This is a genomic window from Synechococcus sp. R5-15, assembly GCF_047462035.1.
GTDB lineage: Bacteria > Cyanobacteriota > Cyanobacteriia > Thermostichales > Thermostichaceae > Thermostichus.
Genome location: NZ_JANSIK010000060.1, coordinates 1 through 25,285 on the forward strand (window position 1 = coordinate 1; position 25,285 = coordinate 25,285).

General features: G+C 58.5%; 26 protein-coding genes, 1 tRNA gene and 1 pseudogene. 16 read left to right on the plus strand and 12 right to left on the minus strand.

Annotated features, from left to right (window positions below; translation table 11 throughout):
- From NW839_RS05800 to NW839_RS05820, 5 genes and pseudogenes are all read left to right on the plus strand, one after another.
- Positions 1-174 (plus strand): annotated as a pseudogene (locus NW839_RS05800) (RNA-guided endonuclease TnpB family protein); the annotation flags it as partial.
- A 54-nt stretch (positions 175-228) separates the two neighbouring features.
- On the plus strand, positions 229-1,569 hold the full coding sequence (locus NW839_RS05805; protein ID WP_414351413.1) for a TldD/PmbA family protein: 1,341 nt from the start codon (positions 229-231) through the stop codon (positions 1,567-1,569).
- A 15-nt stretch (positions 1,570-1,584) separates the two neighbouring features.
- Positions 1,585-2,382 (plus strand): MBL fold metallo-hydrolase, encoded by a 798-nt coding sequence (locus NW839_RS05810; RefSeq protein ID WP_414351412.1) that lies wholly within the window; start codon positions 1,585-1,587, stop codon positions 2,380-2,382.
- Positions 2,379-2,807 (plus strand): DUF2358 domain-containing protein, encoded by a 429-nt coding sequence (locus NW839_RS05815; RefSeq protein ID WP_414351411.1) that lies wholly within the window; start codon positions 2,379-2,381, stop codon positions 2,805-2,807. The genes NW839_RS05810 and NW839_RS05815 overlap by 4 nt, the downstream gene beginning before the upstream one ends.
- Positions 2,808-2,880: 73 nt before the next feature.
- Positions 2,881-2,965, plus strand: a tRNA-Ser gene (locus NW839_RS05820).
- A 339-nt stretch (positions 2,966-3,304) separates the two neighbouring features.
- Here the strand turns inward: NW839_RS05820 and NW839_RS05825 are convergent.
- Together NW839_RS05825 and NW839_RS05830 are read right to left on the minus strand one after the other, a co-directional pair.
- The gene (locus tag NW839_RS05825; protein ID WP_414331067.1) at positions 3,305-3,664 is read right to left on the minus strand and encodes a hypothetical protein; all 360 of its coding nucleotides are present in this window, start codon (positions 3,662-3,664) and stop codon (positions 3,305-3,307) included.
- 40 nt (positions 3,665-3,704) lie between these two features.
- On the minus strand, positions 3,705-6,116 hold the full coding sequence (locus NW839_RS05830; RefSeq protein WP_414351408.1) for a DEAD/DEAH box helicase: 2,412 nt from the start codon (positions 6,114-6,116) through the stop codon (positions 3,705-3,707).
- 195 nt (positions 6,117-6,311) lie between these two features.
- Between NW839_RS05830 and NW839_RS05835 the strand changes: the two genes are divergently transcribed.
- The 3 genes from NW839_RS05835 to NW839_RS05845 are packed head-to-tail and all read left to right on the plus strand — an operon-like array spanning position 6,312 to position 8,354.
- Positions 6,312-6,965 carry an anthranilate synthase component II gene (locus NW839_RS05835; protein ID WP_011433980.1) on the plus strand — a complete coding sequence of 218 codons (654 nt, stop codon included), beginning with the start codon at positions 6,312-6,314 and terminating at the stop codon, positions 6,963-6,965.
- Entirely contained in the window at positions 6,962-7,780 is an 819-nt protein-coding gene (locus NW839_RS05840) for an MBL fold metallo-hydrolase (RefSeq protein WP_414331279.1), read from the plus strand. Before NW839_RS05835 ends, NW839_RS05840 begins: the two co-directional genes overlap by 4 nt.
- A 4-nt stretch (positions 7,781-7,784) precedes the next feature.
- Positions 7,785-8,354 (plus strand): ankyrin repeat domain-containing protein, encoded by a 570-nt coding sequence (locus NW839_RS05845; protein ID WP_414351407.1) that lies wholly within the window; start codon positions 7,785-7,787, stop codon positions 8,352-8,354.
- An 11-nt stretch (positions 8,355-8,365) separates the two neighbouring features.
- Here the strand turns inward: NW839_RS05845 and NW839_RS05850 are convergent, their stop codons facing one another.
- Positions 8,366-9,343, minus strand: a complete 978-nt coding sequence (locus tag NW839_RS05850; RefSeq protein ID WP_414380510.1) for a deoxyhypusine synthase family protein — start codon at positions 9,341-9,343, stop codon at positions 8,366-8,368.
- A gap of 399 nt (positions 9,344-9,742) precedes the next feature.
- Between NW839_RS05850 and NW839_RS05855 the strand changes: the two genes are divergently transcribed.
- Genes NW839_RS05855 through NW839_RS05865 form a run of 3 tightly spaced genes read left to right on the plus strand, consistent with a single transcriptional unit; the run spans position 9,743 to position 12,338 of the window.
- Positions 9,743-11,695: an ATP-binding protein gene (locus NW839_RS05855; RefSeq protein ID WP_414380516.1), complete on the plus strand. Its 1,953-nt coding sequence runs from the start codon at positions 9,743-9,745 to the stop codon at positions 11,693-11,695.
- 4 nt (positions 11,696-11,699) lie between these two features.
- Complete coding sequence (locus NW839_RS05860; protein ID WP_414351401.1) at positions 11,700-12,005, plus strand: DUF4126 domain-containing protein; 306 nt, start codon at positions 11,700-11,702, stop codon at positions 12,003-12,005.
- Between the two features lie 15 nt (positions 12,006-12,020).
- Entirely contained in the window at positions 12,021-12,338 is a 318-nt protein-coding gene (locus NW839_RS05865) for a hypothetical protein (RefSeq protein ID WP_011433986.1), read from the plus strand.
- Between the two features lie 35 nt (positions 12,339-12,373).
- Here the strand turns inward: NW839_RS05865 and NW839_RS05870 are convergent, their stop codons facing one another.
- The 4 genes from NW839_RS05870 to petG form a co-directional block, all read right to left on the minus strand.
- The gene (locus tag NW839_RS05870) at positions 12,374-13,411 is read right to left on the minus strand and encodes a hemolysin family protein (protein ID WP_414351398.1); all 1,038 of its coding nucleotides are present in this window, start codon (positions 13,409-13,411) and stop codon (positions 12,374-12,376) included.
- A complete protein-coding gene (locus tag NW839_RS05875; protein WP_187147237.1) occupies positions 13,404-13,568 on the minus strand; it encodes a hypothetical protein in 165 nt (54 codons plus the stop codon). The genes NW839_RS05870 and NW839_RS05875 overlap by 8 nt, the downstream gene beginning before the upstream one ends.
- 144 nt (positions 13,569-13,712) lie before the next feature.
- Complete coding sequence (locus NW839_RS05880; RefSeq protein ID WP_414351423.1) at positions 13,713-15,341, minus strand: bifunctional pantoate--beta-alanine ligase/(d)CMP kinase; 1,629 nt, start codon at positions 15,339-15,341, stop codon at positions 13,713-13,715.
- Positions 15,342-15,404: 63 nt separating this feature from the next.
- Positions 15,405-15,518: a cytochrome b6-f complex subunit V gene (petG, locus tag NW839_RS05885; RefSeq protein WP_011433989.1), complete on the minus strand. Its 114-nt coding sequence runs from the start codon at positions 15,516-15,518 to the stop codon at positions 15,405-15,407.
- A 146-nt stretch (positions 15,519-15,664) separates the two neighbouring features.
- Between petG and NW839_RS05890 the strand changes: the two genes are divergently transcribed.
- Positions 15,665-17,068 (plus strand): 2-succinylbenzoate--CoA ligase, encoded by a 1,404-nt coding sequence (locus tag NW839_RS05890; protein ID WP_414351396.1) that lies wholly within the window; start codon positions 15,665-15,667, stop codon positions 17,066-17,068.
- Here NW839_RS05890 and NW839_RS05895 read toward each other — a convergent pair.
- Positions 17,065-17,658: a J domain-containing protein gene (locus NW839_RS05895; RefSeq protein WP_011433991.1), complete on the minus strand. Its 594-nt coding sequence runs from the start codon at positions 17,656-17,658 to the stop codon at positions 17,065-17,067. The two genes, NW839_RS05890 and NW839_RS05895, sit on opposite strands and share 4 nt — an antisense overlap.
- A 241-nt stretch (positions 17,659-17,899) precedes the next feature.
- Between NW839_RS05895 and NW839_RS05900 the strand changes: the two genes are divergently transcribed.
- The gene (locus NW839_RS05900) at positions 17,900-18,655 is read left to right on the plus strand and encodes an ankyrin repeat domain-containing protein (RefSeq protein ID WP_414351393.1); all 756 of its coding nucleotides are present in this window, start codon (positions 17,900-17,902) and stop codon (positions 18,653-18,655) included.
- A 1,165-nt stretch (positions 18,656-19,820) separates the two neighbouring features.
- Here the strand turns inward: NW839_RS05900 and NW839_RS05905 are convergent.
- From NW839_RS05905 to pyrR, 3 genes are all read right to left on the minus strand, one after another.
- On the minus strand, positions 19,821-20,393 hold the full coding sequence (locus NW839_RS05905; RefSeq protein WP_414341609.1) for a metal-binding protein: 573 nt from the start codon (positions 20,391-20,393) through the stop codon (positions 19,821-19,823).
- Positions 20,394-20,472: 79 nt separating this feature from the next.
- Positions 20,473-21,444, minus strand: a complete 972-nt coding sequence (locus NW839_RS05910; RefSeq protein WP_414380512.1) for a putative 2-dehydropantoate 2-reductase — start codon at positions 21,442-21,444, stop codon at positions 20,473-20,475.
- Between the two features lie 51 nt (positions 21,445-21,495).
- Positions 21,496-22,044, minus strand: coding sequence for a bifunctional pyr operon transcriptional regulator/uracil phosphoribosyltransferase PyrR (pyrR, locus tag NW839_RS05915; protein ID WP_011433996.1), 549 nt, complete (start codon positions 22,042-22,044; stop codon positions 21,496-21,498).
- 156 nt (positions 22,045-22,200) lie between these two features.
- Between pyrR and NW839_RS05920 the strand changes: the two genes are divergently transcribed.
- From NW839_RS05920 to NW839_RS05930, 3 genes are all read left to right on the plus strand, one after another.
- The gene (locus NW839_RS05920) at positions 22,201-23,337 is read left to right on the plus strand and encodes an RNA-guided endonuclease InsQ/TnpB family protein (protein WP_414351385.1); all 1,137 of its coding nucleotides are present in this window, start codon (positions 22,201-22,203) and stop codon (positions 23,335-23,337) included.
- Positions 23,222-23,551, plus strand: a complete 330-nt coding sequence (locus tag NW839_RS05925) for a zinc ribbon domain-containing protein (protein WP_414351383.1) — start codon at positions 23,222-23,224, stop codon at positions 23,549-23,551. The genes NW839_RS05920 and NW839_RS05925 overlap by 116 nt, the downstream gene beginning before the upstream one ends.
- A gap of 99 nt (positions 23,552-23,650) precedes the next feature.
- Positions 23,651-24,181: a pentapeptide repeat-containing protein gene (locus tag NW839_RS05930; protein ID WP_414351381.1), complete on the plus strand. Its 531-nt coding sequence runs from the start codon at positions 23,651-23,653 to the stop codon at positions 24,179-24,181.
- Between the two features lie 84 nt (positions 24,182-24,265).
- On the opposite strand, the gene NW839_RS05935 is transcribed toward NW839_RS05930, so the two are convergent.
- Positions 24,266-24,979: a heme oxygenase (biliverdin-producing) gene (locus tag NW839_RS05935; protein ID WP_414351378.1), complete on the minus strand. Its 714-nt coding sequence runs from the start codon at positions 24,977-24,979 to the stop codon at positions 24,266-24,268.
- Positions 24,980-25,285 lie beyond the last annotated feature (306 nt).

Genomic DNA, 25,285 nt, shown 5'->3' on the forward strand with positions numbered 1-25,285 from the left:
TGTGGGCACTGTGGATGGGAAGGGGATGCGGACTGGAATGGGGCCAACATGATTGCCAAACTTGGGGCTGCTGTAAACCAGCCTAGAGGTCCGTGGTTGGCTTGCCAACTACAGGGCTACCGAAAGCCTGCACTCTTTCGCTTTAGCGGTGCGGAGCGCTCTGCGTCAGCATGAGTGCGGGTAGTTTACTAGAGGCGCTGGATGGCAACAGGAACTTGGGGAGTGGCAATGGTGCAAGTCGAGGTGTTGGCAGAACAGGCACAAAGCTGTGCCCGGCGGCTGGGGATCCCTCAGTTTGATCTCTACGGGGCTCAAGTGGATGAAACCAGCGTGCAGGTAGATCATGGGGAACCTCGCCAGGTCAAGGCTTCCCACCGCTGCAGCGTGACGGTGCGGGCCTGGAACGACCAAGGGCAGGTGGGAGTAACTTCCACCACCGATGTGGATGAGGCGGGGCTGGAACTGGCCCTGCAAACGGCCTTTGAAGCCAGCCATTTTGGCGTGCGGGAACATGCCCCTCAATTCAGCCCGGAAGCCACTCTGCCCATTGCCCAGCCTTGTAACGACAAAGGGCCGTTGGCTTTGGCCGGCGACTTGTTGGAACAGTTGGTGGCTGCCGAAAAGGCACTGCTGGGATCCCATCCCGCCATTCAGGGGGTGCCCTACAACGGCCTAGCGCAGCGGCAAATCAACCGCTTCTACCTCAACAGCCACCAAGCCCTACGACAAGAGGAGCATACCCTCGCTTCGGTTTTTCTCTACAGCAAGGCAGAGCAAGAGGGCCGCAAACCCCGCAGTGCCGGAGCCATGCGAGTGGCCCGCAGCCTGGATGAGTTGGATATCCAGGGTTGTGTGCAGGAAGCTGCTGAGAAACTGATTAGCCATCTGGAGTACGAGCGGATCCCCTCTGGAAAATACACAGTGGTCTTTTCCGGAGAAGCCTTTTTGAGTTTGTTGAGCGCCTTCTCCAATGTGTTCAATGCTCAAAACATTTTGGACAACCAAAGCCTGTCCACCCCAGAATCCCTGGGCAAGACCATTGCCTCGCCTCTTCTATCGGTGTGTGACGATGCCCTACACCCGACCAATGTGGGAGCGATCAGCTTTGATGGAGAAGGCACCCCCACCCGCCGTGTCCCCCTCATCACCAATGGGGTCTTGACCCACTTTTTGCACAGCGCCGGTACGGCTAAGCGCCTAGGAGCCAAGCCCACCGGCCATGCCAACATCGGCGCCAAGGTCACAGTTGCCGCCCACTACTACCATGTATTTGCCGGGGCACCGCCGGAGAGCACCTATGACTTGGCTACGGCTGAAAATGTAGTTTGGATCGATGAGCTGCAAGCGCTTCATGCCGGCGTTAAGCCCCTACAGGGATCCTTCTCGCTGCCGTTTCAGGGGTGGTGGGTGCGCCAAGGAGAGCGCATCAGCATCGAAGCCGCCACAGTGGCCGGAGACTTTCTGGAGTTGTTGAAGTCGATTTTCTACGTCGAGCCCGAGCCGCAAGTCACACCCGGTGGGCTGTGTCCCCGCATTTGGGTTGCCGATCTCTCCATTACCGGCCAATAACCTTACTTTCAACTCATGAAACTGACCCGCATCGACCTCAACAGTTGGCTCATCCACACCCGGGAGCAAACCTTCCTATTGGATCCGTGGCTGGTGGATCCCTTGGTGTTTCTGGGGATCCCCTGGTTCATCCGCCTGGAGCACCGCCAGCCGCTCCCTTTTACGCCGGAGACCTTGCCCAAAATCGACGGGATCCTCCTCAGCCAAGCCCAGCCGGATCACTGCCACCCACCAACGTTGCAGCGCCTGGATAAGCGGATCCCCGTTTTGGCCTCGCCGGCTGCAGCCAGAGTCGTGAAGAGTCTGGGATTTGCAACAGTTCAAGCTCTGGATCCCTGGCAGTCCGCTCAGTGGGGGGATCTGCGCGTCACGGCCATTCCCGGTGCGCCCCTAGGGCCTGTCCGTGAGCTGGGCTATCTGCTGGAAGAGGTGCCCTCTCAGACACGGCTTTACTACGAGCCTCATCTTTCCCAACCGGATATCCGGCTGCGATTGCAGCAGGAATTGTGCCCCATTCATACTCTGCTGATCCCGGTGGTGGGGCAGATCTTTCCCCTCTTGGGAGAGGTGATCATGGGGCCGGAGCGGGCCCTGGAGGTGGTGGCAGCCCTACGCCCCCAGCAGGTGATCCCAACCGCGATGGGAGAGGTGGACTACCACGGCTGGTTTGCCGCCCAGATCCGCCCCTTGGGCAGCCTGCAGGAGTTTCGAGAAAAGCTGGCAGCCTTGAATGCCGCCACGTCCCAATCTATCCGGTTGTGTTGCCCTGCCCCCGGAGAAACGGTGTTTCTTTCTGTCGTGGCCAAGACATGAGCCTTCCTTCCCAAGCCCCGCCTAGCGCCGATCTGGTGGCCATCTTGCGGGCAGATTACGCTCGCTTTCCCCGGGATCAGACCTATGCGATCTACGACCCGCAGGTTTACTTCCGGGATCCCCTCAACGAGTTTCGCGGCTTGGATCGCTATCGCCGCATGATCGAGGGGATAGGGCGTTGGATAGAGGATATCCGTCTCGAGCTGCAGGATATTCGGCAAACCGGCAACCAGATCCGCACCGAGTGGATCCTAAGCGGTTCTTTGGCTTTGCCTTGGCGTCCCCGCCTGTGCATCCCCGGCTGGACAGAAATACAGATCAACGAGTCGGGGTTGATCGGATCCCATATTGACTACTGGCGGTGCTCTCGCCGGCAAGTGTTGCTGCAAATGTTTCGGCCTGGGGAGCCCAAAGGATCTCATTGATGGCTTCCATCCTCTGCTAGGATCACAAAGCTGACTTTTTAGCTCTCTGGAAAGTCGCCCCTGTTCTCAATCTGGAGAGATGGCCGAGTGGTCGAAGGCGCAGCACTGGAAATGCTGTGTGGGGCAACTCACCGTGGGTTCGAATCCCACTCTCTCCGCTGGAACTTGTTTGTGAGAGCAACTCACCGTGGGTAAGGCCATCCGGCCCGCTGGCGCGACCGAATCCCACTCTCTCCGTAATCCGATAACGTCCACTGAAGTCCAGAAAGCTCTTACCCAGCAAGGCTTCTGGGCTTTTTAGTGTCCACGATAGACCGGGGAAACCCACTGTAATCCAGGCTAAAGTGGGACACAATAGGGGATATAACAGACGGGGTGGGACATGGCCCTGTCAGAGATGGCCATTCGGAATGCCAAACTCAAGGACAAGCCGTACCAGTTGCCGAATAGAGAAGCAAGGCCATCCTGCCTGCCGAAGTTTTTGCCGAACCAGCTGACTATAGACTAACGGCCAACCGTAGGACGATGCCGACAAGAGCTACGGTGGCAGCTCCAATCAAGGCAAAAGCCAGGTTAACCACTTGGGCGCTAGCCTTTTGATAGGTGTCAATTCGTTCTAGGATCACCCGGTTTTCTATCCCCTGCTCGGCCCAACGTCTCTCCTGCTCAGCCCAACGTCTTTCCTGCTCGGCCCAGCGCTTTGCTTGATCGGCTGCCAGGGCTTCTAGCCGCTCGTTGGTTCTGGAGACATCCTGCCGGAGTCCTTCCACATCCTGTCGGATCTCTTCCACATCTTGCCGGATCTCTTCAATAACACTCAACACATCCCTGAGGGTGGGTTCACCAGCGGGCATCATAGAGCTGCAACCTCACTGAACAGCAAACGGTCTGAGCTCGCTAGATCAACTCGCTCACCGGGAAGCGATCCAGCATTTTTTGGGCTTGACGGGCATTTTCCCGTAACTCCGCCGGCAGATGGGGAACATAAGGGATCTGAGAAAGCAAATCCAGCGTGCGGCGGATCAGGCGCACCAGGTCTCCGGCATCTAGGTTGGTGCTGGCTTCTAGGGTTTCCCAAGGGATCCCTTGAGCCCAATGTTCGACGATCCCGGCCAAGCTGGGCTCAAACCCAATCGGCACATGAAACACCTGGTGTTGGCGTTGGCTGCGGAACAGTTGCCGCCGTAAACCCCGTAACCCGTGCAGCACATCTTCCACCAGCCCCGAGGTGCGCAACCGGCTGTAGATGCCTGAACGGGGAGCCTCTGAGACCAAGGCAGCCACAACTCCGGCCAAATGATGAGGAGCACAGCCCTGGCACTCACCGGAGAGCAGAGCCAGCGCCAGCCAGAGCTCGTTATCCCCCCGCAGCGCAGCCACCACCTCTCCGCTATCGGTAGGTTGATATTCTTGCAGACAGTCGAAATCCTGCAACACCCCCACCAAGGCCATAAATTGCTGCCAGCGCAACTCCTGCACGGAATCGCTTTGCCGCTCCAGGTGCTCGAGGCGCTTGAGCAAGCGCTGGCGTTTTTCTCGCAAACCCAGCAATTTTTTCCCCACTTGGTGAGCGGGATTCTCTCGGATTTGAGCTTCTAGGGCACGGATTTTTTCCTCTTGGGCATGAATGTGGGGAAAGGCCAACAGCCGCAAGGTGGGATCCGGCTCAGCTTCCCGTTGTTTGAGCAAGTAGCGCAAAATGCGTCGTTCTTCCCGCCGTTGCGCCTGCATCTTCTCATAGCGGGCGATATCTTCGTCGGCAATGCCTCCCAAGAGACGGTCGATCTCCTCCAGCTCGGCGCGCGTGTGCAGGATCTCCTGTTGTTCGGGCAACTTTTGCAACGAGAGCAAATACTGGCCGAAGCTGCGGTTGATCAGATCCCGTGCTGCTTCCAAAGAGTGCTTTTGCAGCAGGTTCAGCACCATGCCATAGGTGGGGGTAAACTGGCTCACCAAGGGATCCGCTCCAGAGGTGGCCAGCCGCGCAGCTTCTTGGGCCCCCTCAAACGGGGATTGCACCGTCACCACATGGCCGATGATGTCCTTGCCCCGCCGTCCGGCTCGGCCCGACATTTGCATGAACTCGGAAGCGGTCAAGAGGCGGTGGCCGTTGTCGGTGCGCTTAGAAAGGGAAGAGATCACCGTGGTTCGCGCAGGCATGTTGATCCCGGCGGCCAAAGTCTCGGTGGCGAAGACCAGCTTCACTAGCCCCTGCTGAAACAGATGCTCCACCAGCCCCTTCCAGGCAGGCAACATACCGGCATGGTGAGCGGCAATGCCCCGGTAAAGGGCATCCAACTGATCTCGGCGGACAGCTTCGGGCGTTTCTCGACAAAAGCGGTCGATCTGCTCGGCCAACTGCTGCCGTTCTTCCTCGCTGGCTACCAAGTCCAGATCCCTTACGCTGGCCACGGCCATATCACAGCCTTTGCGACTGAAGATGAAATAGATGGCCGGCAGCATGTCCCGCTGGCGCAAGTTCTCCACCACCTGCACCATATCCGGCACCCCCCCATAGGGAGACTGACCTGACTTGGGGAGTTTGCTTTTCAGGCGGCGATTGCAAACCCACTGGCCGGACTCGGTTTGCTCCAGCAGGGGGAACAGCCCTTTGCGATTGGCAAAGTGAAATTGCAGCGGCACCGGGCGGTGGTTGGAGTCGATCAGATGGGTGGGGCCATGCACCTGGTTCATCCAATCGGTGAGCTGGTCGCTGTTGGCCAGGGTGGCAGAAAGGGCAATGAGCTGGATCGTGGGGGGGCAGTAGATGATTGCTTCTTCCCAGACGGTGCCCCGCTGCTGGTCGTTCATGTAATGGCATTCGTCCAGGATCACCGCCTGCACCTCTCGCAAGGGATCCCGACTCAGGGCCTCCGCCTCCTCCCAAGGTTCCATCCCATCGCCGGAGGCTCCTCTCTGAACGGCCAGAGAGAGCGGCGTGCCATAGAGCATGTTGCGGAAGATCTCGGTGGTCATCACCAAGATCGGCGCCTCCCGGTTGATGGAGATGTCGCCGGTGAGCAGGCCAACCTGTTCTGGGCCGAATTGCTGGCCAAAATCCCGGAACTTTTGGTTGGAGAGGGCCTTCAGGGGCGTTGTATAGAAAACCCGCTTGCCCTGGGATAGGGCCCGATAGATGGCATACTCTCCGATCAGGGTCTTGCCGGATCCCGTGGGAGCACAGACCACCACCGATTCCCCAGCAGCCAGAACCTGAATGGCTCGGATCTGAAAGTCGTCCAGCTCGAAGGGGAAAAGCTGCCGCAACTCGTCCAGCAAATCGGTTGCCGGGGAGAGAAGCGCACTCATGGGATCCAAATCAACATTGGGAAACCTGGAAACCCGCCCAATTCACTGCTTCCTGTGGGTTGTACCTTCTAGGATACAAGCTTTCTTGGGGCGTCGACTGCTCCCCTGCAAAAAGCGCCAGTTACTCTGCTTCTTTGGATCAAGAACAGCAGCTCAAGCAAGTGCTAAAATGGGGTGCCGTTGCCGGATGCTATCGTGCTGGTCGTCATCGACAACTACGACAGCTTTACCTACAACTTGGTGCAGTACCTGGGGGAGTTGGGAGCTCAGCTTCAGGTTTTTCGCAATGACCAGCTCTCCGTTGACGACCTGCGCCGAATGCAGCCGCAAGCTGTAGTTATCTCTCCTGGGCCAGGGCGGCCGGAAGATGCCGGGATCTCCCTGGAGTTGATTCGGGAGCTGGGGCCAGAGCTGCCGATTTTGGGGGTTTGTCTGGGGCACCAGTGCATTGGCCAGGTCTACGGTGGTCAGATCGTGCGCGCACCTGAGCTGATGCATGGCAAAACCTCGCTCATTTACCATCGAGGGGTGGGGGTGTTTGAGGGGTTGAGCCAGCCTTTCACGGCCACCCGCTACCACAGCTTGGTGATCGAGCCTTCTACGTGTCCTGACGAGCTGGAGGTGACGGCTCAAACAGGCGATGGGATCATCATGGGGGTACGCCACCGCCGCTATCCCCACGTTCAGGGCGTGCAGTTCCACCCGGAGAGCATCTTGACTGCAGAGGGCAAGCGCTTGTTGAGCAACTTCCTGCGCAGCGCCAAAGCCTCAACTGCTGCTCAGCCCAATGTTTCGCAGAAACCTCAGGAAACCGTTGCCGTTGTTACATCAGGGATCCCCACTCCATGAAGCGTCGCCAGCTTCTGCAAGCCAGCGCTGGGCTGCTGGGATCGATGGCCGTGAACCTGGCCAGAGGGCGCAAAGCGGGCGCTCAGACAGCGCCGGCACAAGGTTCGGAAACGCCAACAACCCCAGGGTCTATAGAGTTCACTCCCGGCTCCAGCTCGCAGGGGCTGCAACTGACTTGGCTGCACCACAGTTGTGTTTTGTTCGAGGGGGAGGGCCGACGGTTTCTGGTCAACCCGTTTCGGCCGGCGGGCTGTACGGCTGGCTATCCTGCCCCACGAGTTGCTGCCGATCTGGTGTTGCTCAGCAGCCGCTTGTTGGATGAAGGGGCTTTGGATGTGGTGCCCGGCAACCCCAAGGTGCTGTTTCAGCCGGGAGACTATCTGATTGACGGGATCCGGGTGCAAGGAGTACGCATGCCCCGTGGCCCTCGCTTTGGCGTAAACGTGGGTTGGCGCTGGCGCATGGCTGGGATCGACATTGTCCATTTGGGAGGGGCGCTACAGCCAATTACGCGGGAGCAGTCCATCCTGCTTGCTCGTCCCGACCTGTTGCTGGTGCCAGTGGGGGGTGGGCCGAAAAATTACGATCCTGCCGGGGCCAAGGCGGCCATTGAGGCGCTGCAGCCCAAGCTGGTCATCCCCACCATGTATCGCACGGCCGCCGCCGAGGAATCCCAATGCGAGCTGCTGCCGCTGCAGGAGTTTTTGCGTCTCTTCCCCGCTGCTGCCCCGCAACCTGCCCTCAGCAACCCGTTGCTGCTCTCGGCCCAGGCTCTGCCCAGGCAGGGGCTCGCCATCCTTTTCTTTGAGGAATAGGGCTATGCGAGGTCAGGTCCTAAAAATCGCTGTCGGACTGGGATCCCTAATGGTGGTGGGGGGCTTGGGCCTCTACGGTCACACCTTGGCAGAAGATCCACAAGCCTTGGCCCAAGCCAACCCGCTGCGGCTGCAACTGGCTCTCTGGCTGGGGAAAGACGCCAACGCTGTCGATGAGCGGGGCAAGACAGCCCTGTTTTTCGTGGAGAGCGGCCTCAACGCCCGTCTTTTGCTGGCAGCGGGGGCGGATCCCAATCGACCGGACTATGGGGGAGCCAGCCCCTTACACCAAGCCGCTCGCCTGGGCAACCCTGAGGTTACGAAAGCCCTGCTCCAGGGAGGGGCGGAGGTGAACGCTCGCTTTGGTGCCGGTGGCCTTCCCCTACATTTTGCCGCTTGGTCCGGCAACCCAGAGGTCGTTCGGCTGCTGCTGGAACATGGCTCCGAGATCGACGAGCCGGATGGCTACGGCCTCACCCCCCTGCAAATTGCCCAGGACATGCGGCGCTGGGAAGCTGCGATCCTTTTGTCCCGCTGGCCCCGCTCGGCATCCGCTGACGGGCATATGGATTGATTCCGCTTCTCTTACCACCCCAGCACCCAGGCAAAGATCAAAGGTGCCACAATGGTGGCATCCGACTCGATGACAAACTTGGGGGTATCGACAGCCAGCTTGCCCCAGGTGATCTTCTCATTGGGCACTGCTCCCGAATAGGAGCCGTAGCTGGTGGTGGAGTCGCTGATCTGGCAGAAATAGCCCCACATGGGCACGCCCTGGCGGCCCAGGTCTTGATGGAGCATGGGTACCACACAGATGGGGAAATCCCCGGCTATGCCGCCGCCAATTTGAAAGAAGCCGATGGAGGATTCCGCCGAGGTGCGCAGGTACCAATCCGCCAGGTGGATCATGTACTCGATCCCTGTGCGGACGGTGTGTACATTGCGGATCTCACCCGTGATGCAGTGGGCGGCATACATGTTGCCGGTGGTGGAGTCTTCCCATCCCGGCACATAGATGGGCAAGTTGGCCTCCATAGCCGCGTAAACCCAAGAGTCCCGCGGATTGATCTGGTAGTAGGGCTCCAGCCGGCCACTGCGCAGAATCCGGTAGAGAAACTCATGGGGAAAATAGCGCTCGCCCGCCTGATCGGCGCCGATCCACTCTTCCAAAAGGGCTTTTTCCAAGCGCCGCATCGCCTCCTCTTCGGGAATGCAGGTATCGGTTACCCGGTTCAGGTGCCGCTCCAGCAGCTCCTGCTCCTGCTGCGGGCTAAGATCGCGGTAGTGGGGCACCCGCTCGTAGAACTCATGGGCGATGAGGTTGAAGATGTCCTCTTCTAGGTTGGCGCCGGTGCAGGAGATGGCGTGCACCTTGTTCTGCCGGATCATTTCCGCTAGGGAAAGGCCCAGCTCCGCTGTGCTCATGGCGCCGGCCAAGGTCACCATCATTTTGCCGCCCTTTTCCAGGTGAGCACAGTAGCCCTTGGCCGCATCCACCAGCGCGGCGGCGTTGAAGTGGCGAAAATGATGTTGGATAAATTGGCTGACGGGGCTGTTGGTCACGATTTTTCCGGTCACTCTGACCTGGTGAAGCACGATTTTCTAGTCTATCAACTTTAGGGGCGCTGACAAGCTTTGCTTGGGGATACCTTTATCGGTATTGGCAACCATTCCCCTGCAGGTCGGCTGGAGCAGGTTGCGTTGCGAAGCCGGGATCCCATACCGGTTCTCACCCGGCCTTGGCTGAGACAAAGGGATCGCCTGCCCATGTCAGAATGGTGGCGAATCACCGCCCTATATCCGTTCACGCTATCTGTTCACGTTGGGTTCATGCCTCCTGTCAGCACCGTCGAGCCAGCCGAGCCAATTGTTGAAGCCCAATCTCCAGAAGCGACTGCTCCGTCTCCAGAGCCATTGCCTGGGGCTGTGGATCCCTCGCAGTCGAAGCCAGCCGGGTCTTCGATGGGATCCCTGCAGCGCTGGTGGGCGCGATGGAAGCAAAAACTGCGGTTGGAAACTCAGTTGCTCTTTGTGGCCACGCTGGTGGTCTCCTTGGTGGTGAGCAGTTTTACCTTCTGGGCCGTCAGCACTGTGCAGCAGGATGCCCGCTTCAACGAGGCCCGCTTTGGCCGGGATCTGGGGTTGCTTTTGGCGGCCAATGTTGCCCCTCTAATTGCGGAAGATCGCATTGGCGAAGTCGCCCAACTGTCCCGCCAGTACTTTGAGAGCACCAGCAGCATCCGCTATTTGCTCTACGCCGATCCCGAAGGAAACATCTACTACGGGATCCCGTTCTCCAATCAGGAGGTGAAAACCTCCCTCAGCCTTACCCGTCGCATGCAACTGCCGGACAACCGTCCTCCTGCTGAGGGCCAACCGCTGGTGCGCACCCACCTTACCCCTGCTGGGCGGGTGACGGATATTTTCGTCGGCATCTACCATCAGGGCCGCTTTTTGGGCACCCTCGGCTTGGGCATCAATCCCAATCCCGCCCTGGTGCGCTCCACCCAGCTGGCGCGGGAGGTCTCGATTGGGGTGTTTTTGGCGGTGTGGGTCTTGGCCATCCTGGGAGCGGTGGTCAATGCCCTCACCATCACCTATCCCATCAAAGAGCTGGTCAAAGGTGTCCAGGAGATCACCAAAGGTAACTTCAAGCAGCGCATCGACCTGCCCTTCGGGGGCGAGCTGGCCCAGCTCATCGACAGCTTTAACGAGATGGCGGAGCGGCTGCAAAGCTACGAAGAGCAAAACATCGAGGAACTGGCTGCCGCCAAAGCCAAGTTGGAGACCTTGGTCTTCTCCATCGTCGATGCTGCCATTTTGCTGGATGCCGAGTTGCGGGTGCTGCTGCTCAACCCTGCCGCCTCCCGCATGTTTGGCTGGGAAGGGGATCCCGTTTTGGGCAAACCCCTGCCGGAGCTGTTGCCGGAGGATCTGCAGCAGCAACTGGCCCGCCCCCTGATGCAAATTGCCCGCGGGGATCAAGAAGCAGAGGAAGTTCGCGTCAACCTCACCGGCCCCACCAAGCGTGTTATCCGCATCCTGCTTTCGCCGGTGTCGGATCCGCGGCGGCAAAACCTCAAGGGGATCGTGATGACGGTGCAGGACATCACCCGCGAGGTGGAGCTCAACGAAGCCAAGGCTCAATTCATCAGCAACATCAGCCACGAGCTGCGCACCCCCCTCTTCAGCATCAAGTCTTTTATCGAGACCCTCTACGAGTACGGCGAGCAGATGTCCTCGGCGGAGCGGCTGGACTACCTGGAAATTGCCAACCGCGAAACCGATCGCCTCACTCGCCTGGTCAACGATGTTTTGGATTTGTCTCGTCTGGAATCGGGCAAGCAGTACCACTTTGAAGGTGTCGACATCGCGGCAGTGATCGAGCAGACTTTGCGCACCCACCAACTGCAGGCCCGCGACAAAGGGATCCAGCTGCGCAAGTTCGTCGATCCGGATCTGCCGCTGGTCTGGGGCAACTACGATCTGCTGCTGCAGGTGATGACCAATCTCCTGGGCAATGCCCTCAAGTTCACCCCCTCAGGGGGCCTGGTGACGGTACATGCCCACCTGGTGGTTCAGGCGGATGGATCCCCGCAGGCAGTGCGGGTGGCGGTGGCCGATACAGGCATTGGCATTGCCCCAGAAGATCAGGAGCGGATTTTCGACCGCTTTTTCCGTGTCGAGAACCGGGTCCACACCCTAGAGGGCACCGGCCTGGGGTTGGCCATCGTGCGCAACATCCTGGAGAAACATCGAACCCGCATCTGCCTGGAGAGCAAGCTAGAACAGGGATCCACCTTCTGGTTCGACCTGCACCTGTACACTGAAGAGGGACCGCTGGAGTTCGAGGTTCAGCCAGCCGAGACGGATCCCCCCAGTTGCGCTTGGCGGGAGCACTCCCATCAACGCTGAGGATATGAAGGGCATACCGGCCATTTTTTGGGGGTTGGGCCTCAGTTTCGCATTTTTGTGCCACACTGGTGACCTTTACCACCACACAGGGGGGCTGGGCAACCCGCTGTTGGCCACCGGTGAAGACGTCACTTCTCTGCTGCTGGCGGTGGTGGCGGTGCTGGCCCCTTGGCTGGCAGTGCTGCTGATGGGTTTGCTGGTGTACTGGCTGGGCAAACGGGCGGTGAAGCTGGGGTTGCGCAGCAGAAATGTCAATCCCCAGTCTCAGGGATCCCCGCCGACGGCTGTTCTACACTGGAGAAGGTTTTAACTGGATGGTTTTGCCATGCCGCCTCGCTGGCCCCGGAAGCCCTCCCGTCGGGATCCCGAATTTCGCAAGCTGGATGATCGCTATACCTATGCCGCCCACCTGTCTGTTTTCCTCTGTAGCGGGTCTGGGCTGGTGTTTTTTCAGCAACTGTACCGCGCGGATTGGCCGTGGCTGGTGCCCCTGTTGGGCTGGTGGGCTTTGGGGCTAGGGATCCACAGCTTCTGGATCTTTTTTGTGGCCCGCTATCCCGTCGAGGCCGGCTTTGGGGAGCTCACTCCCGGCGCGCACGAAAACCCAACAGCCGCGGAGACGGATCCCTCCAGAGCCAGCTAGGACTTAGAGAGGGGATGATCCCCTTGCTCCTGTTCTCAGCCAGGGGAGGTAGAAGCTCCACCTGGTCGCCGCTGCCGCCGCAGCAGCAGGGGGGAGAGATCGCTCTCGTCGTAAATATCGCCCACCAGCTCCTCCAAAATGTCCTCCAGCGTGATCAGGCCGGTGGTGCCGCCGAACTCATCCACCACAATCCCCAGGTGTTGGCGAGAGCGCAGCATTTCCTTGAGCAACAAGCTGACCCGCTTGGTGTCCGGCACAAAAAAAGGCGGTGCCATCGCCTGGGTCACTTCGGCATTGCCTTTTTGATCGAGATAGCGCAAGGCTTGCTTGAGGTGGATAATGCCGACGATCTCGTCCTTGGATTCTCCCTGCACGGGGATGCGCGAGTAGCCCGTTTCCAAACAGAGCTTCACCACATCCTGCAGTGTTTTGTCGTGGGAGATGGTCTCCATTTTAACTCTGGGCTTGGCCACGTCCCGCGCCTGCAGCAAGTCCAAAGCCAAGGCCCCACGGAACAGCCGCCGTTTTTGCCAATCCAGCAGCCCCCGCTGCCCCAACACATCGATCAGCAGCTCCAAATCCTTGAGAGAAGCGGTGGCCGTCAGGGGGGAGAATTCCAATAGATTGAAGAGCCTGCTGACAACCCACTCAAAAGCGTCGCTAAAAGGGCGCAACAGCAGCGATAGGACATGAACAGGCCGCACCACCCAGCGGAACACCCCTAGCGGATGGCTCACCGCTAAAGACTTTGGGGCTACTTCTCCAAAGAGGAGCACCACAATTGTGGTGGGCACGGTGGCGGCCAAAGCTCCAATCTGGGTTCCCAACAGTTCAATGGAGAGGGTTGTGGCCAGAGCAGCAATGCCGATGTTGACAAAGTTGTTCACCAGCAACAGGGTGGTGATCAGCCGCGAGCGCTGTTGTTGGGCCAGTCGATACAAGCCCTGCGGATCCCCTTGCTCTTCGATCAGGGATTCCAAGCGCAGGTTGTCCATGGCCGTGATGGCCGTTTCGGCGCCAGAGCAAGCTCCTGAGAGGAGCAGCAGAAAGGCCAAGAGAAAGACATTAACCATAGCGCTCCGTTCGCGACGGCGGAACGGGATACAGGTAGCATTGGCTCATCGAGAGAAAAGCGGGTCGGCCTATTTCCATCATCAACGGGATCCCCTCCGGCACCTCAACACCTCGGTGGTTTTGCCAAAGTTCATCACTCAACCCATAGCTCGGCATCCGTGCCCCCTCATCAACTGCATCTTCAACGAAAATCTTCAATGAGAAATGAGAGAGGGATCAAGCTGTTCAAACCGGCCAGCTCCCTGAAAATCATGCGGAAATCTGACTTGTCCCGTTGATTTAGTCTTGATTGAGTCAAAGCTACTGATCTAAACGGGCCGGGCCAGATCGCTCCAAAAGTTGCCGGTACAACATGACAATCTTGTCTTGCACCTCGGATTGGCTCAGGTGATCTGTGTCGATCAAGATGGCATCGGGGGCAGGCCGCAAGGGAGAGATGAGCCGTTCGCTGTCGCGGCGATCCCGCTGCTCGATTTGCGCTTTCAATTCTTCGAGAGGCACCATTTGCCCTTGGGCTTGGAGTTGGTGTTGCCGACGCTGCGCCCGCTCCCCAACAGAAGCGGTCAAGAAAACCTTCAGCTCTGCATCGGGAAAGACGTGGGTGCCGATATCCCGCCCCTCCAAGACAGCACCGCCATCCCGGCCAATGCTGCGTTGCCGCTTCACCAGCTCCTGGCGTACTCCCGGCACTGCCGCCACGTGAGAGACCCAGCGGGTCACTTCCGGAGAGCGAATGGCCTGGGTAATTTCTTCGCCATCGGCCCAGATGCGGGTCGGCTCTGTCGAAGAGGTGCCACTTTGCAGGGTGAGCTGGGTTTGGGCGGCCAGTTGGGTGAGTTGCTCGGCATCGTCCAAAGGGATCCCCCGTTGCAGTGCCAGCCAGGTGATGGCTCGATACATGGCCCCCGTGTCCAAGTACAAAAGCTGCAGCTGGGCGGCTACTGCCCGCGCCACGGTGGATTTTCCGGCTCCAGCCGGGCCGTCGATGGCAATCAGCGGGCGACGCGGGGGAGAGGTCGTGCCGGAAGAGGGCGGTGCCGCATGCTGGACTCTCTCCGGCGAGGGATCCCCTTGCTCTGGGGAAAGGAGCAGGTTGTCGATCAGGCGAGTCTGCCCCACATAGGCAGCAATGGCCAGCAGGCCCTTGTCTTCCACCCGCGGCAGCGGTTGCAGCGTTTGGGGATCCACCAATTCCAGGTACTGCAGTTGCAGCTCTGGGGTATGCTCCAGCTCAGCACGGGCGGCGGCAAGGATCCCTTCTGCTGAGGGATCCCCGGCCTGCCAATGGTCATATCCCCGACGCAAGGCCCGGTACAGCCCGGCAGCCACCTGTCGTTCAGCAGCAGAAAGGTAGCGGTTGCGGGAGCTACAGGCGAGGCCATCGGCTTCTCGCACCGTGGGGCAGGGAACAATCGTGGTGGGTATTTGCAGATCCCGAACCAAACGCTGAATGATCGCCAGTTGCTGGGCGTCTTTTTGGCCGAAGTAGGCCCGCTGCGGCTGTACCAAGTTCAGCAGTTGCAGCACAATGGTGGCTACACCGCGAAAGTGGCCAGGTCGGTGGGGGGCGCAGAGGGTCTGCAGAAGGGATTCGGGGGGCATGACCCAGGTGCGGTCGCTTCCGGTTGCGGGGTCGGCTCCCATCTCTTGCGGGTCAGGGGCAAAGACCACATCCACACCTGCTGCCTCGCACAAAGCTCGGTCCCCCTCTTCGTCGCGGGGATAGCGATCCCAGTCTTCGTTGGGGCCAAATTGCAGCGGATTGACGAAAATGCTGACCACCGTGTGGTCACACTCTTGCCGGCAGCGGCGGATTAGGCTGAGATGGCCCTCATGCAGGGATCCCATCGTGGGCACCAAGCCAACTGTGGATCCCCGCCAATCGGCTACCTGCTCCCGCAAAGCAGCAACTGTGCGCAGCCAGTGCATCGCCATGCCACCTCAATCTCTCTCTCCCCTATGGGTTTTCTCCAACCCCCCCAAAGGCTGCTCCTACAGGCCGATCTTGTTGCTGCGTTGATACTGCCTGTAGGCTGCCACGAATAAGCCCGCCAAGGTGACCACCACCATGCCCAAGACGATCCCCAACAAAATCGGCTCGATCACAACACAGACCTCCCAGTTCAAACCTAGATCATGATAAGCCAAGCCCAAACCTATCCTCACCGTTCCTTGCCAAGGAAATCGAGGGGGGATCCCCTAATAAAATGCAGGGGATCCGCGAAGCCGTTGAGATGGCATACCCATAGCCCATGAGGTCAATTGTCTTGTCCGGGGATGGCGGAGACTTGAAGGAGTGCCTGTCCAAACTGGAAGAGCAACTGCGCCCTTTGGCAGACAAGGCCGTTCCCCTGCTGGTGGCAGACTCCGATCCGGTGCAGGTGTGGGCGGCAGTTTTGACCTGCCAACGCTTGGGGATCCCGCTGTTCCTGGGTAATCCCCACTGGGGAGAACGGGAATGGGGACAGGCTTTGGCGGATATGGGATCCGGCTGGTGGTGGCGACAGGGACGGCTGGAAGGGGATCCCGCCCCCTTGAATCCGCGCCTGCGAGAGTTGCGGGAAGTTTTGCCCAGCTCCCATTGGCCGCTGATCGGCATCCCCACGGGTGGCTCTGGCGGCCAAGTGAAATGGGCCCTGCACTCTTGGCTGACCCTCAGTGCCTCGGCCAAAGCCCACCAACAGCACTTTGCCGTTGGGCCTGTACACAGCTATTGCGTTCTGCCCTTGTACCACGTCAGCGGCTTGATGCAGGCAGTCCGCTCCTGGCTGAGCGGTGGGCAGTGGGTTGTCTGGGATTGGAAACGGCAACAGCAGGCCGAGTCTTGGGATCCCCCTTTGCCGGGGAGCTTTCTATCGCTGGTGCCCACTCAGTTGCAACGGTTGTTGCTCAGCGCCCATCCGGGAGTTTTGGAGAGCCTGCGCCAATTTCGGGCCATTTTGGTCGGCGGTGGCCCCACCTGGCCCAGCTTGCGGCAACAGGCCCGGCAACTTCACCTTCCCCTTGCCCTCACCTACGGTATGACCGAGACCGCCTCCCAGGTGTGTACGTTACTGCCAGAAGCCTTTTGGCAAGGGAGCGACAGTCTGGGTCGGCCTCTGCCCCACGCCACGCTCCAGATCCGCAGCGAAAAAGGGGATCCCCTGCCCAGCCATGCTGTGGGCTACATTCACATTCAGGCAGAGTCGCTGGCACTGGGCTACTACCCGCACCTAAGTGCTACGCACCGCTTACGCGAAGGGCAACAGCAAGGCTTTACCCCCGGCGATTTGGGCTATCTAGACCGACAGGGATCCCTCTATTGGTTAGGTCGAGCCGATGACCTGATCCTAACCGGCGGGGAAAAGGTGATGGCTGCAGAAGTGGAAGGGGAGATCCGAGCCAGCGGCTGGGTGGAAGATGTGTGCGTGTTGGGCCTGCCGGATGCCGAATGGGGGCAGCAGGTGGTGGCGGTGGTCGTCCCCAAAACGGGGATCCCCAAAGAGCTGGAAATGCACCTGAAGCAACACCTGAGCCGCCAACTGAGTCCCTTCAAGCACCCCAAGCACTGGCTGTGGTGTACGGGGATCCCGCGCAACCCTCAGGGCAAAGTCAACCGCCAACAACTCCGGCAGTGGGCAGCTCAGACGTTGGGGATCCCAACGCAGGCAAGTTAGCGGGATCCCTCCCGAATGCCCAGACGGGCTAAATCTCGCTTGATTTCAAAGGCCAATTCTCGGTTGTGCGGCTCCGTGGCCAAAGCTTTTCTCAAGTAGGCTTCCGCCTGCTGATAGCGCCCCTCGTAGATCAAATGGTTGCCGAAGCGCTGGTAGGCCAACGCCAAGATGTGGATGGCCTCGCTGGAGTTGGGAAACCGTTTCAGCAGCGCCTCCGCCTGGGCCACCGCCGTGGGCAACTTCCGCTCCCGCCAGGCTGCCTTGACGCGGGCAATCCCCTCCTTGAGCCCTTCCGGATTGGGTTGCTCTGCCGATGAGGGGCCTATGCTGCGAATGACCACCCGCCTTTCGCCGGCAGCAGGAGAGCTGGGTGGAGATTGACGTTGTGCAGATTGACGTTGTGCATCGTAGCGCCGCCGCTGCTCAGGGTCGCTCAGCACTTGGTAGGCTTGGTGGATTTGTTGGAAACGCTCTCGGGATCCCTCCCCTGCCACATCAGGGTGAAACTGCCGCGCCAACCGTCGAAACGCCTGTTTAATCTCTTCAATGTCCGCTGCAGGAGATAGGTTCAGGATCGCGTAGTAATCCATAAACGGTGGCGCAACTAAGGGATCGGGAAAAGACCTGGCCAAAAACCAGCTCTAGTCTATCGCTGCGGCCCCGGCTTGACCAAGGGATCCCACCAAGCGCTTGGTTCTCCCGCTTCCCTCAGCAGCAGGGATCCAGTGTTAGACTTTGCCCAAGTTGTTTGGAGCCTCCATTCCGGCCTATCGAGGATCCCTTCCTGTTGCCCAACTTCATTGCAACTTGGCTTTTTTATTTCTATCTGTTATGAGTGAAGCGCTTCATCAAGCTCTTGCCAATCGAGATCTAAAACAATTATTGGCTCATTTGCAGCGGGGGGAAGATGTGAATGCTGTCGATGCTCAGGGAATGACCTTGCTTCACAAAGCGACACTCCTTGGCCATCTGGGACTGCTGGACTTGCTCTTAGTATATGGCGCCTCCCCCAATGCCTTAGATCCCACAGGTGCTACCCCTCTCCATTTGGCTGCCGCCAGCGGTCAGGTCAAGCTGGTGGAGCGTCTTTTGAGGGCAGGCAGTGATATCAATCTCCCAGATAACCATGGCTATACCCCTCTCCATCGGGCTGCTTTAACCGATCAGGTAGAAGTAATCGGTCTGCTCATCCAAAAGGGAGCCAACACTGGTCGTGTTCTCCACTGGGCCACAGCCACCGGTCGAAAAAGCATTCTGGCCCGCCTACTATCTAAGGGAGCGCCGGTGGATGCCACTGACGAAACAGGCCGAACCCCTCTGCATGAAGCCGCCACCCGAGGGGATTTGGGCATCGCTCGCTTTCTGCTCTTGTACGGGGCCAATGCCAATGCGCGCAACCGATTCGGGGCGACACCGATGCACTGGGCTGCTTGGGAAGGACACATCGAAATCCTGGAGCTTTTGCTGGAAAATGGAGCCGAACTAAACCCTCGCAATGAAGATGGGCATACCCCCTTAGCCTATGCACAAAAACGCCAACACAGGCTGGCTGCTCAATGGTTACAAGATCGAGGAGCAACTCTTTAGTATCAGGTTTGGGATAGAGAATAAAACAAGAGTTGATGGAAATTCTAGCCGCTTTGGGTCATAGGACATTCAGGCTTCCCCCTCTCTCACAAGACAGGGGTTGAAGGTGAGGGTAATCTCTACAGAAAAAAGGAGAGAGGCTGTTAGGCTTTCCTCCCTCCAGTCTCTTCGTCGCGGTTAGCGTTAACGCTAGCTAGATTCTAACTGATTCTTCCACCTGATTCAACTTTTTTCTAGAGTTTCTCTTGAGCCCAACATAAATTTTTGAACGACAAAACAAGACATAGGACAGACAGTTTGTCCCAAAAGGTTGGTCTTTTTCCTTAGCTTCTGACAAGTTTGCAAAGGAAACTAGAGCAGCAATCTTTGTATTCGGTCTTGTCTTCCGGTTCCCGAAGCCAGATTGCCCCCTTCCAAAGCCATAACCCTCAGCCGCTGTTGCTCCTTTACACTGCCACCTCCACAGATTGACATGAGCAAGCAAAAAATCTCTCTATCAACTGACTCTGACTCTCATTAGCACAGAACCTTGCTTAGCCTTGGAGAGGAGAAAAAGGGATCCCTGCTGACGCAGATGGCCAGCTCTGCCAGCACAGGATCCCTGCCGCATCCAAGACAAGAGAGGAAGACTGATGGATATGACTCCACCACTCAACTGAGTAACAGCATAGCTTTATTGAGATTAAATCGCAATACCTAGCCAACGTAAGAAGAAATGTTCTTGACAAAACTGCTTCAAGTAGTCGTTTCAAGTTAGGGTGAGACGCTTGGGCTACTGAGGAGAGCCTTCTGATTCCCTGTATTCAAGGCTTTAGGTATGGGTGCAGTGTCCCAGTTTGAATCGAAATGGCCACAAGCAGAGTACCTGGGCTAAAGGGTAATTGGCCAAGATTTGCAGTTTCAGCCCTCTTGAGAGGATAGGTCGCGGAGTTGTGGGCACAGCACAGGTTCAAGGGGGGGTGAGGGGCTGATAGCAGTCGTGGTTCTTATTACCCTCTATTTCAACTGCTCGCGTAGCGGGCCGGAGGCCTTAGCAGGAAGCAACCGGTCGTTTGTTTCGCCTTGACGGTGAGATAAATGACTACGCGTTGCGGAACAGTAGGTAACCTCACTGCCATTCAAATGCCGTGGCGGGCGAAAAATCAAACCTTGGCCCAATGGATCCCTAGCCACGATAGCTGAGTCGCCTGGCAGGAGATCGAACCTGACGGCGTTTTCTGCGCCAGCGTTTCCAGCGGGAGACCATCCAGTCGCTTAGGCTGTGGTTCACCGATCCCAGTTCCAACCCCATCCCAATCCAAAAGAGCATCTCGGCGTGAACTTGCAGCAATTGCCAGAGATCGCTGCCCCACACCCAGGGTTGCCACATCCACCAGCCCAACCGGGATCCCAGCCAAGCCCCCAGCAGGCCAGCTCCTCCTGCCCATAGGCTCAAGTACAGTACCCGCACGGCGGTGCCCACAATCGGCCCATGAGACCAAAAGGAGCGATGCCGCATCCACTTGCGGTAGGGCAGCCAAATCCAGCGCAAGAACAGCCAGCGTTGATACTGTCGGGAACAGGTGTCCAGATCTCCAGAAAACATCAGGCCGCTGAACAGATAGGCGGATCCCACAGCCAGGGCAACTGTGGTGCTGTTCCCCAACACACCGGCGGCTAGGGTGATGCCGGGGGCCGTCCAGAGGGTAATGCGATCGTGGGTGGATCCCAGCGGCATAAAGCCAGAGCAACAGTACACGACTGCGGCTCAGTCTACCCGCAAGCAAAGGAGAAAGCCTGCTCCAGCCCTGGGATCGCTCCGCCGGATCTTGAAAAACTTAAGCCTGCTGCTCCCCAGGGATCCCTCGATTCAGGCGATCCAACACCTGCAACTGTCGGTAGAGCATTTCAACCCGTGGCAGATGGATCCCAGCTTGTCGAGCGTACTGCAGTGGGTTGCCGAAGATCACCTGCAGTTCCAGAGGACGTTTGCGCTCATAGTCGATTTTCATGCTGGTGCGGTAGGGGGCCATTTTCTCGGTATTGGTGAGCATTTCTTGGATCAGGGAGTCGGGAAGCAGGCGATCACAAGCTGCAGCTCCCTGTATCACCTCCTGCATCAGCGTTTCCGCCAAAGCACGGGCCTCAGGGTCTCGAATCATTTGCTGAGTATCGGCATTGAACACCACCGAGAGGCCGTTGAAGGGAATATTCCAGACCAACTTCTGCCAGCGGGCCAACATCAAATCTGGAGAGAGCGAAGTCGGGATCCCTGCCCGTTGAAAATCGGCTTGAACTTGTTGAAGGCGGGGCGTGATCCCTTGGGGGGCATAGCCAGGGCCGTACTCTGCCAGCAGCACCGAACCGTAATCCAGATGGTGAATGTGGCCGGGGCCAACCTTATTGGAGCTGATGAAGCAGAGGCCCCCCATGACCCGCTCTGGGCCAACGCAATCGGCAATCTCGGGTTCCACCCCCAGCCCGTTTTGCAACAAGATCACCACGCCATTCTCGGCCAACACAGGCGGGATCAAGTGCGGCAGAAGCGCATTTTGGGTGGCTTTCAAAGCCACGATCACCCCTTCGCAAGCCGGCATGTCCTCCACGGCTGCGTAGGCATTCACCTGGGGCAAATGAAAATCCCCCCAGCAGGACTGCACCCACAGGCCGTTTTGGCAAACATGCTCATAGTCGCTGTGCAGCAGAAAATGCACCGCAAAGCCCGCCTGTTGCAATTTCGCCCCATAAAATCCTCCCAAAGCACCCGTACCCAAAACAGCGTAACGGCGAGTTTCCGGCAACCGAGGCATGGCGGCAAGTTTTAGCAGGTCATCCCCAAAATACCGCACCCCAGCGCCGGCTCAGGACTTGATCTTTGCCGTTTTGTCTATCAACAGCACCCGCTCTTCCGCATCGGTTTCCCGCAGATGGACTCTCACCGTTTGCTCCGGTTCTGTGGAAAGCTGACAACCGCAGTAATCGGGCTGGATGGGAAACTGTCGGTGACCCCGGTCAATCAACACCGCCAATCGCACCCGTTCCGGTCGCCCAAAGTGGTTTAGGGCCTCCAAAGCCGCCCGGACGGTGCGACCGCGAAAGATCACATCATCCACCAGCACCACCTCTTGGCCGGTCAGGTCACGCGGCATTTCGCTGCGATCGGGGGTGCGCAACCCGCCGGCGCTCAAATCGTCGCGGAAAAAAGTGATGTCCAGCTCCCCCACTTGGGGCGGGATCCCCAGCAGAGTGGCAATCCGATCCCGCAGGCGGTAGGCCAGGGGAACTCCCCGGGTGCGAATGCCGATCAACGTCAACTTTTGGAGGTGGGGATGATCCCTGCCGATCGCCTCTGCCAGACCCTCGATCAGCCCGGCCAACTGCTCCGCATCGAAGACCTCGATCTCGGACATGGATCCCTGTCGCCCCCTCGCCAATCGCGGATCTGGTCTGTAGAAGACTTTAACAAAACGCGCGGAATTCCCCACCCTCTGTAGGGTGGGGATGGATAGCGCCACTGGATTTGTGGAGCACTCAGAACTGGGGCAGGTGGGGGTAGGATAACGCATATGGCAACCAGAAGGCAGACCTTTCGACTGTATCCCAGCAAAGCTCAGGAAAAGGCTTTGCTCGAGGCTCGTCGTCTGCACTGCTACCTCTACAACGCCTGTGTCAGCCACCGGGAAACCGAGTACAAGCTCCACCGCCGAACGGTGACCTACCTGGAACAGCAGAACCTACTCCCCGAATTCAAGCAGGTGTGGGTGGAGTTTGCCCAACTGAACTCCCAAGCCCTGCAAGCTACCGTCAAGCGGGTGGATTATGCTTACCAACGGTTCTTTCGAGGACTGAGTAGGAAGCCGAGGTTCAAGTCCATTCGCCGGTATTCGGGCTGGACGTATCCTGCTCGGTCGGGGTGGAAGGTCAACAGCACGGGGAAGCATGGCACGGTCACACTCAATGACTTGGGCATTACCCTGAAAATGCGCGGTCAAGCCAAGCATTGGGGCGTGCCCACTACGCTGACCCTTGTCTACAAGCCGTCCCGGCGGCAGTGGTTCGCTTCGTTTACGGTTGAGGTTGCCATACCAGAGCCTAAGTTTGGGTCGCAGTCGGATTTGCGATATGAGTCCATCGTTGCCTATGACTTGGGTACAGAGACCGCCCTGACCCTGTTTGACGGGGCGGAGTTTCAGGAGATTGCCAATCCCCGCTTTACCCAGCGGAGTGAGGCGAAGATACGCGAGCTTGCCAAGTTGAAGCGGAGAAAGCGCGCTCCGAAGAAGGGTGTCAAGGCTTCCAGAAGGTGGAAGAAAATCCACCGGCGGGAAGCGCAACTGCAAGCAAAGGTTGCCCGTCAGCGCAAAGACTGGCAACACAAAGTTACGTCAGAGATAGCTTGTCGTTATGGCGAAGCGCTCCGCGCCGCCGTAGGCGAACGGCGTAACGGAGAAGCTGCATGTCAAAGGGATGACCCGCAAGGGTGGGAAGCGCAAGGCAGGGCTAAACAAGTCGATTTTGTCGGTGGGGTTCGGTACATTGAACCAGATGATTACCTACAAAATCGAGCAGAAAGGTGGTTTAGTTCTCGTGCTTCCTACGCAAGCCATCAAGCCCTCGCAGCGCTGTCCCAAATGTGGGGCAGTCCACAAGGAGTGGGCGGACTTGAGCAACCGCTATCATGTCTGCTCTGGTTGTGGGTTTGAGGTACCGAGGGATCGTGGCTCGGTGATGGTGATGTACAACGTTGCCACTAATCGGCAACCGGGGTTGGGAACCGGCCTCGTGAGTCTTGGATGCTTCAGCTCTACTTCAAAGTCCTGCGGGTCTATGAAGCACCTGGGGCAGAGGAAGAGACTAAAATCCTGCCGTCAAGGGGATGGGGCATCAGAAACCCCATCCGCCTATGCGGTGGGGTAGTTCATGATAGCCCAATCTGCCGGCGGGATCCCTATCCGGTAAGATAAAACCAGAAGCAATTCCCAAGCCATGGAGGTTTCCTTGAGGGAGGGATCCACGATGTCTGTTGCTTGGCTGGCTTCGGTTCTGGCGAGGCTGTCTCGGCTGAGCCGTTTCCTGCGGGGGATGGTGCTTTGCGGGCTGATACTCTGCCTGGGGGTTACCCTGCTGGGATCCCCGGCCCAGGCAGAGGACTACACCAAACGAGATCTGCAGGGGGTGAGCTTTGCAGGGCAAGACCTGAGCGGCTGGAAGTTTCTCAAGGCCAACCTGCGCCAAAGCGATCTCAGCCACGTGAAGGCGGCAGGGGCAAACCTATTCGGGGCCAATCTCAGCAAAGCCAACTTGCGCGGGGCCGACCTGCGGGGGGCCACTTTGGACATGGCCAACTTACAGGGTGCGGATCTGCGAGAAGCGCAACTGCAGGACAGCATGATGTGGCTGGCCCGAGTCGAAGGGATCCAAATTGATGGGGCCGATTTCACCAATGCCTTAATACGCCAAGACGCCCTCTCCATCCTCTGTGAACGGGCCACCGGCGTTAACCCTGTAACCGGTCGGGCCACCCGCGACACTCTTGAATGTGACTGATCCTCACCCCCGGCTCTTCTCCCAGAGGGAGAGGGGAGATAGGCAGCAGAACCCATCGCCTCACTGCCCTCTGGAATCCGGATTTTAGGAGCTGGGAGCGGCTGCCTCAGAACGGGCGGGCTTGCGTTGAAACTGGCTGAGCAGAGAGTTCCAGGCCAAGCGGGCCATCGACAACAGCCAATTGCCCTCCAACTCCCTAAACAGATCCATGTTCAGCTTGAAGGCATAGTTGGCCTCTGCCACAATGCGGTCGATGGTGGTTTGATCCAGCTCCAACGCATCCAGCTGGGCGCGGTAGCGCTGCTTGAATTTGCCCTCATGAGGGATCTGCTCGAAATCGTAGAAGGCCGTTCCTTCCCCCTGCGGCAAGCCCATGGCCCGGCGGGCGATGTTTTTGAGGATTTGGCCACCCGACAAGTCACCGATGTAGCGGGTGTAGGCGTGAGCGATCAGCAGAAGCGGATCTTTTTCCACCACTTCTCGGATGCGGTTGACATAAACCTGGCAGGCAGGGGAGGGCTTGACCACAGCGCGCCAATTGGGGCCGATAAAATAATTCAAGTCCTTCTCCAGGCTGGTCTTGCGCCACAGCTCCGGGTAGTAGAACCGGCCCACCAGCGGGTGCTCTCGCAGTTGGGCAAAGCCCTCTTCCAGAGCACTGTAGACAAAGTAGAAATTGCCCACGTAGCGGCTGTAGGCCCGTTTATCCACCACTCCCTTCAGGAAACACTTGATAAAGGCCATGTTCTCGGCCATGGTGTGGGACTGCTTGGTGCCCTCTCGCAACTGGGCCGACAAGCTGTGGTCCCGGTTATACAGATCACTTTTTTTATTCTGATTGTTCTGACTTTGACTCACAAAACCCTCCTCGCCAACAAACTGTGCTTCATTAGATCACCCGCAGATCACCCGCAAGCCATCCCGAGGTTCCCCCAGCCTGAGAAGCTTTGTAAACCCATTCCCGATCCTTTCTCATGATTGATGGCTCCGCGTCTTGCCCCCTAGCCTGCATCAACAGCGTGCATCTCAAAAGCGACAAAGACCGGCGCCGCGTCCACCCTGGCGACCGGCTGAGCCTGTCAGAACCACCCCTCCGATCCCCAC

Coding starts and splice junctions, on each gene's coding strand:
- NW839_RS05805 (WP_414351413.1), top strand. CDS start 229: ATGGTGCAAGTCGAGGTGTTGGCAGAACAGGCACAAAGCTGTGCCCGG.
- NW839_RS05810 (WP_414351412.1), top strand. CDS start 1,585: ATGAAACTGACCCGCATCGACCTCAACAGTTGGCTCATCCACACCCGG.
- NW839_RS05815 (WP_414351411.1), top strand. CDS start 2,379: ATGAGCCTTCCTTCCCAAGCCCCGCCTAGCGCCGATCTGGTGGCCATC.
- NW839_RS05825 (WP_414331067.1), bottom strand. CDS start 3,664: ATGATGCCCGCTGGTGAACCCACCCTCAGGGATGTGTTGAGTGTTATT.
- NW839_RS05830 (WP_414351408.1), bottom strand. CDS start 6,116: ATGAGTGCGCTTCTCTCCCCGGCAACCGATTTGCTGGACGAGTTGCGG.
- NW839_RS05840 (WP_414331279.1), top strand. CDS start 6,962: ATGAAGCGTCGCCAGCTTCTGCAAGCCAGCGCTGGGCTGCTGGGATCG.
- NW839_RS05845 (WP_414351407.1), top strand. CDS start 7,785: ATGCGAGGTCAGGTCCTAAAAATCGCTGTCGGACTGGGATCCCTAATG.
- NW839_RS05855 (WP_414380516.1), top strand. CDS start 9,743: ATGGGATCCCTGCAGCGCTGGTGGGCGCGATGGAAGCAAAAACTGCGG.
- NW839_RS05860 (WP_414351401.1), top strand. CDS start 11,700: ATGAAGGGCATACCGGCCATTTTTTGGGGGTTGGGCCTCAGTTTCGCA.
- NW839_RS05865 (WP_011433986.1), top strand. CDS start 12,021: ATGCCGCCTCGCTGGCCCCGGAAGCCCTCCCGTCGGGATCCCGAATTT.
- NW839_RS05870 (WP_414351398.1), bottom strand. CDS start 13,411: ATGGTTAATGTCTTTCTCTTGGCCTTTCTGCTGCTCCTCTCAGGAGCT.
- NW839_RS05875 (WP_187147237.1), bottom strand. CDS start 13,568: ATGCCGAGCTATGGGTTGAGTGATGAACTTTGGCAAAACCACCGAGGT.
- NW839_RS05880 (WP_414351423.1), bottom strand. CDS start 15,341: ATGCACTGGCTGCGCACAGTTGCTGCTTTGCGGGAGCAGGTAGCCGAT.
- NW839_RS05890 (WP_414351396.1), top strand. CDS start 15,665: ATGAGGTCAATTGTCTTGTCCGGGGATGGCGGAGACTTGAAGGAGTGC.
- NW839_RS05895 (WP_011433991.1), bottom strand. CDS start 17,658: ATGGATTACTACGCGATCCTGAACCTATCTCCTGCAGCGGACATTGAA.
- NW839_RS05900 (WP_414351393.1), top strand. CDS start 17,900: ATGAGTGAAGCGCTTCATCAAGCTCTTGCCAATCGAGATCTAAAACAA.
- NW839_RS05910 (WP_414380512.1), bottom strand. CDS start 21,444: ATGCCTCGGTTGCCGGAAACTCGCCGTTACGCTGTTTTGGGTACGGGT.
- pyrR (WP_011433996.1), bottom strand. CDS start 22,044: ATGTCCGAGATCGAGGTCTTCGATGCGGAGCAGTTGGCCGGGCTGATC.
- NW839_RS05920 (WP_414351385.1), top strand. CDS start 22,201: ATGGCAACCAGAAGGCAGACCTTTCGACTGTATCCCAGCAAAGCTCAG.
- NW839_RS05930 (WP_414351381.1), top strand. CDS start 23,651: ATGTCTGTTGCTTGGCTGGCTTCGGTTCTGGCGAGGCTGTCTCGGCTG.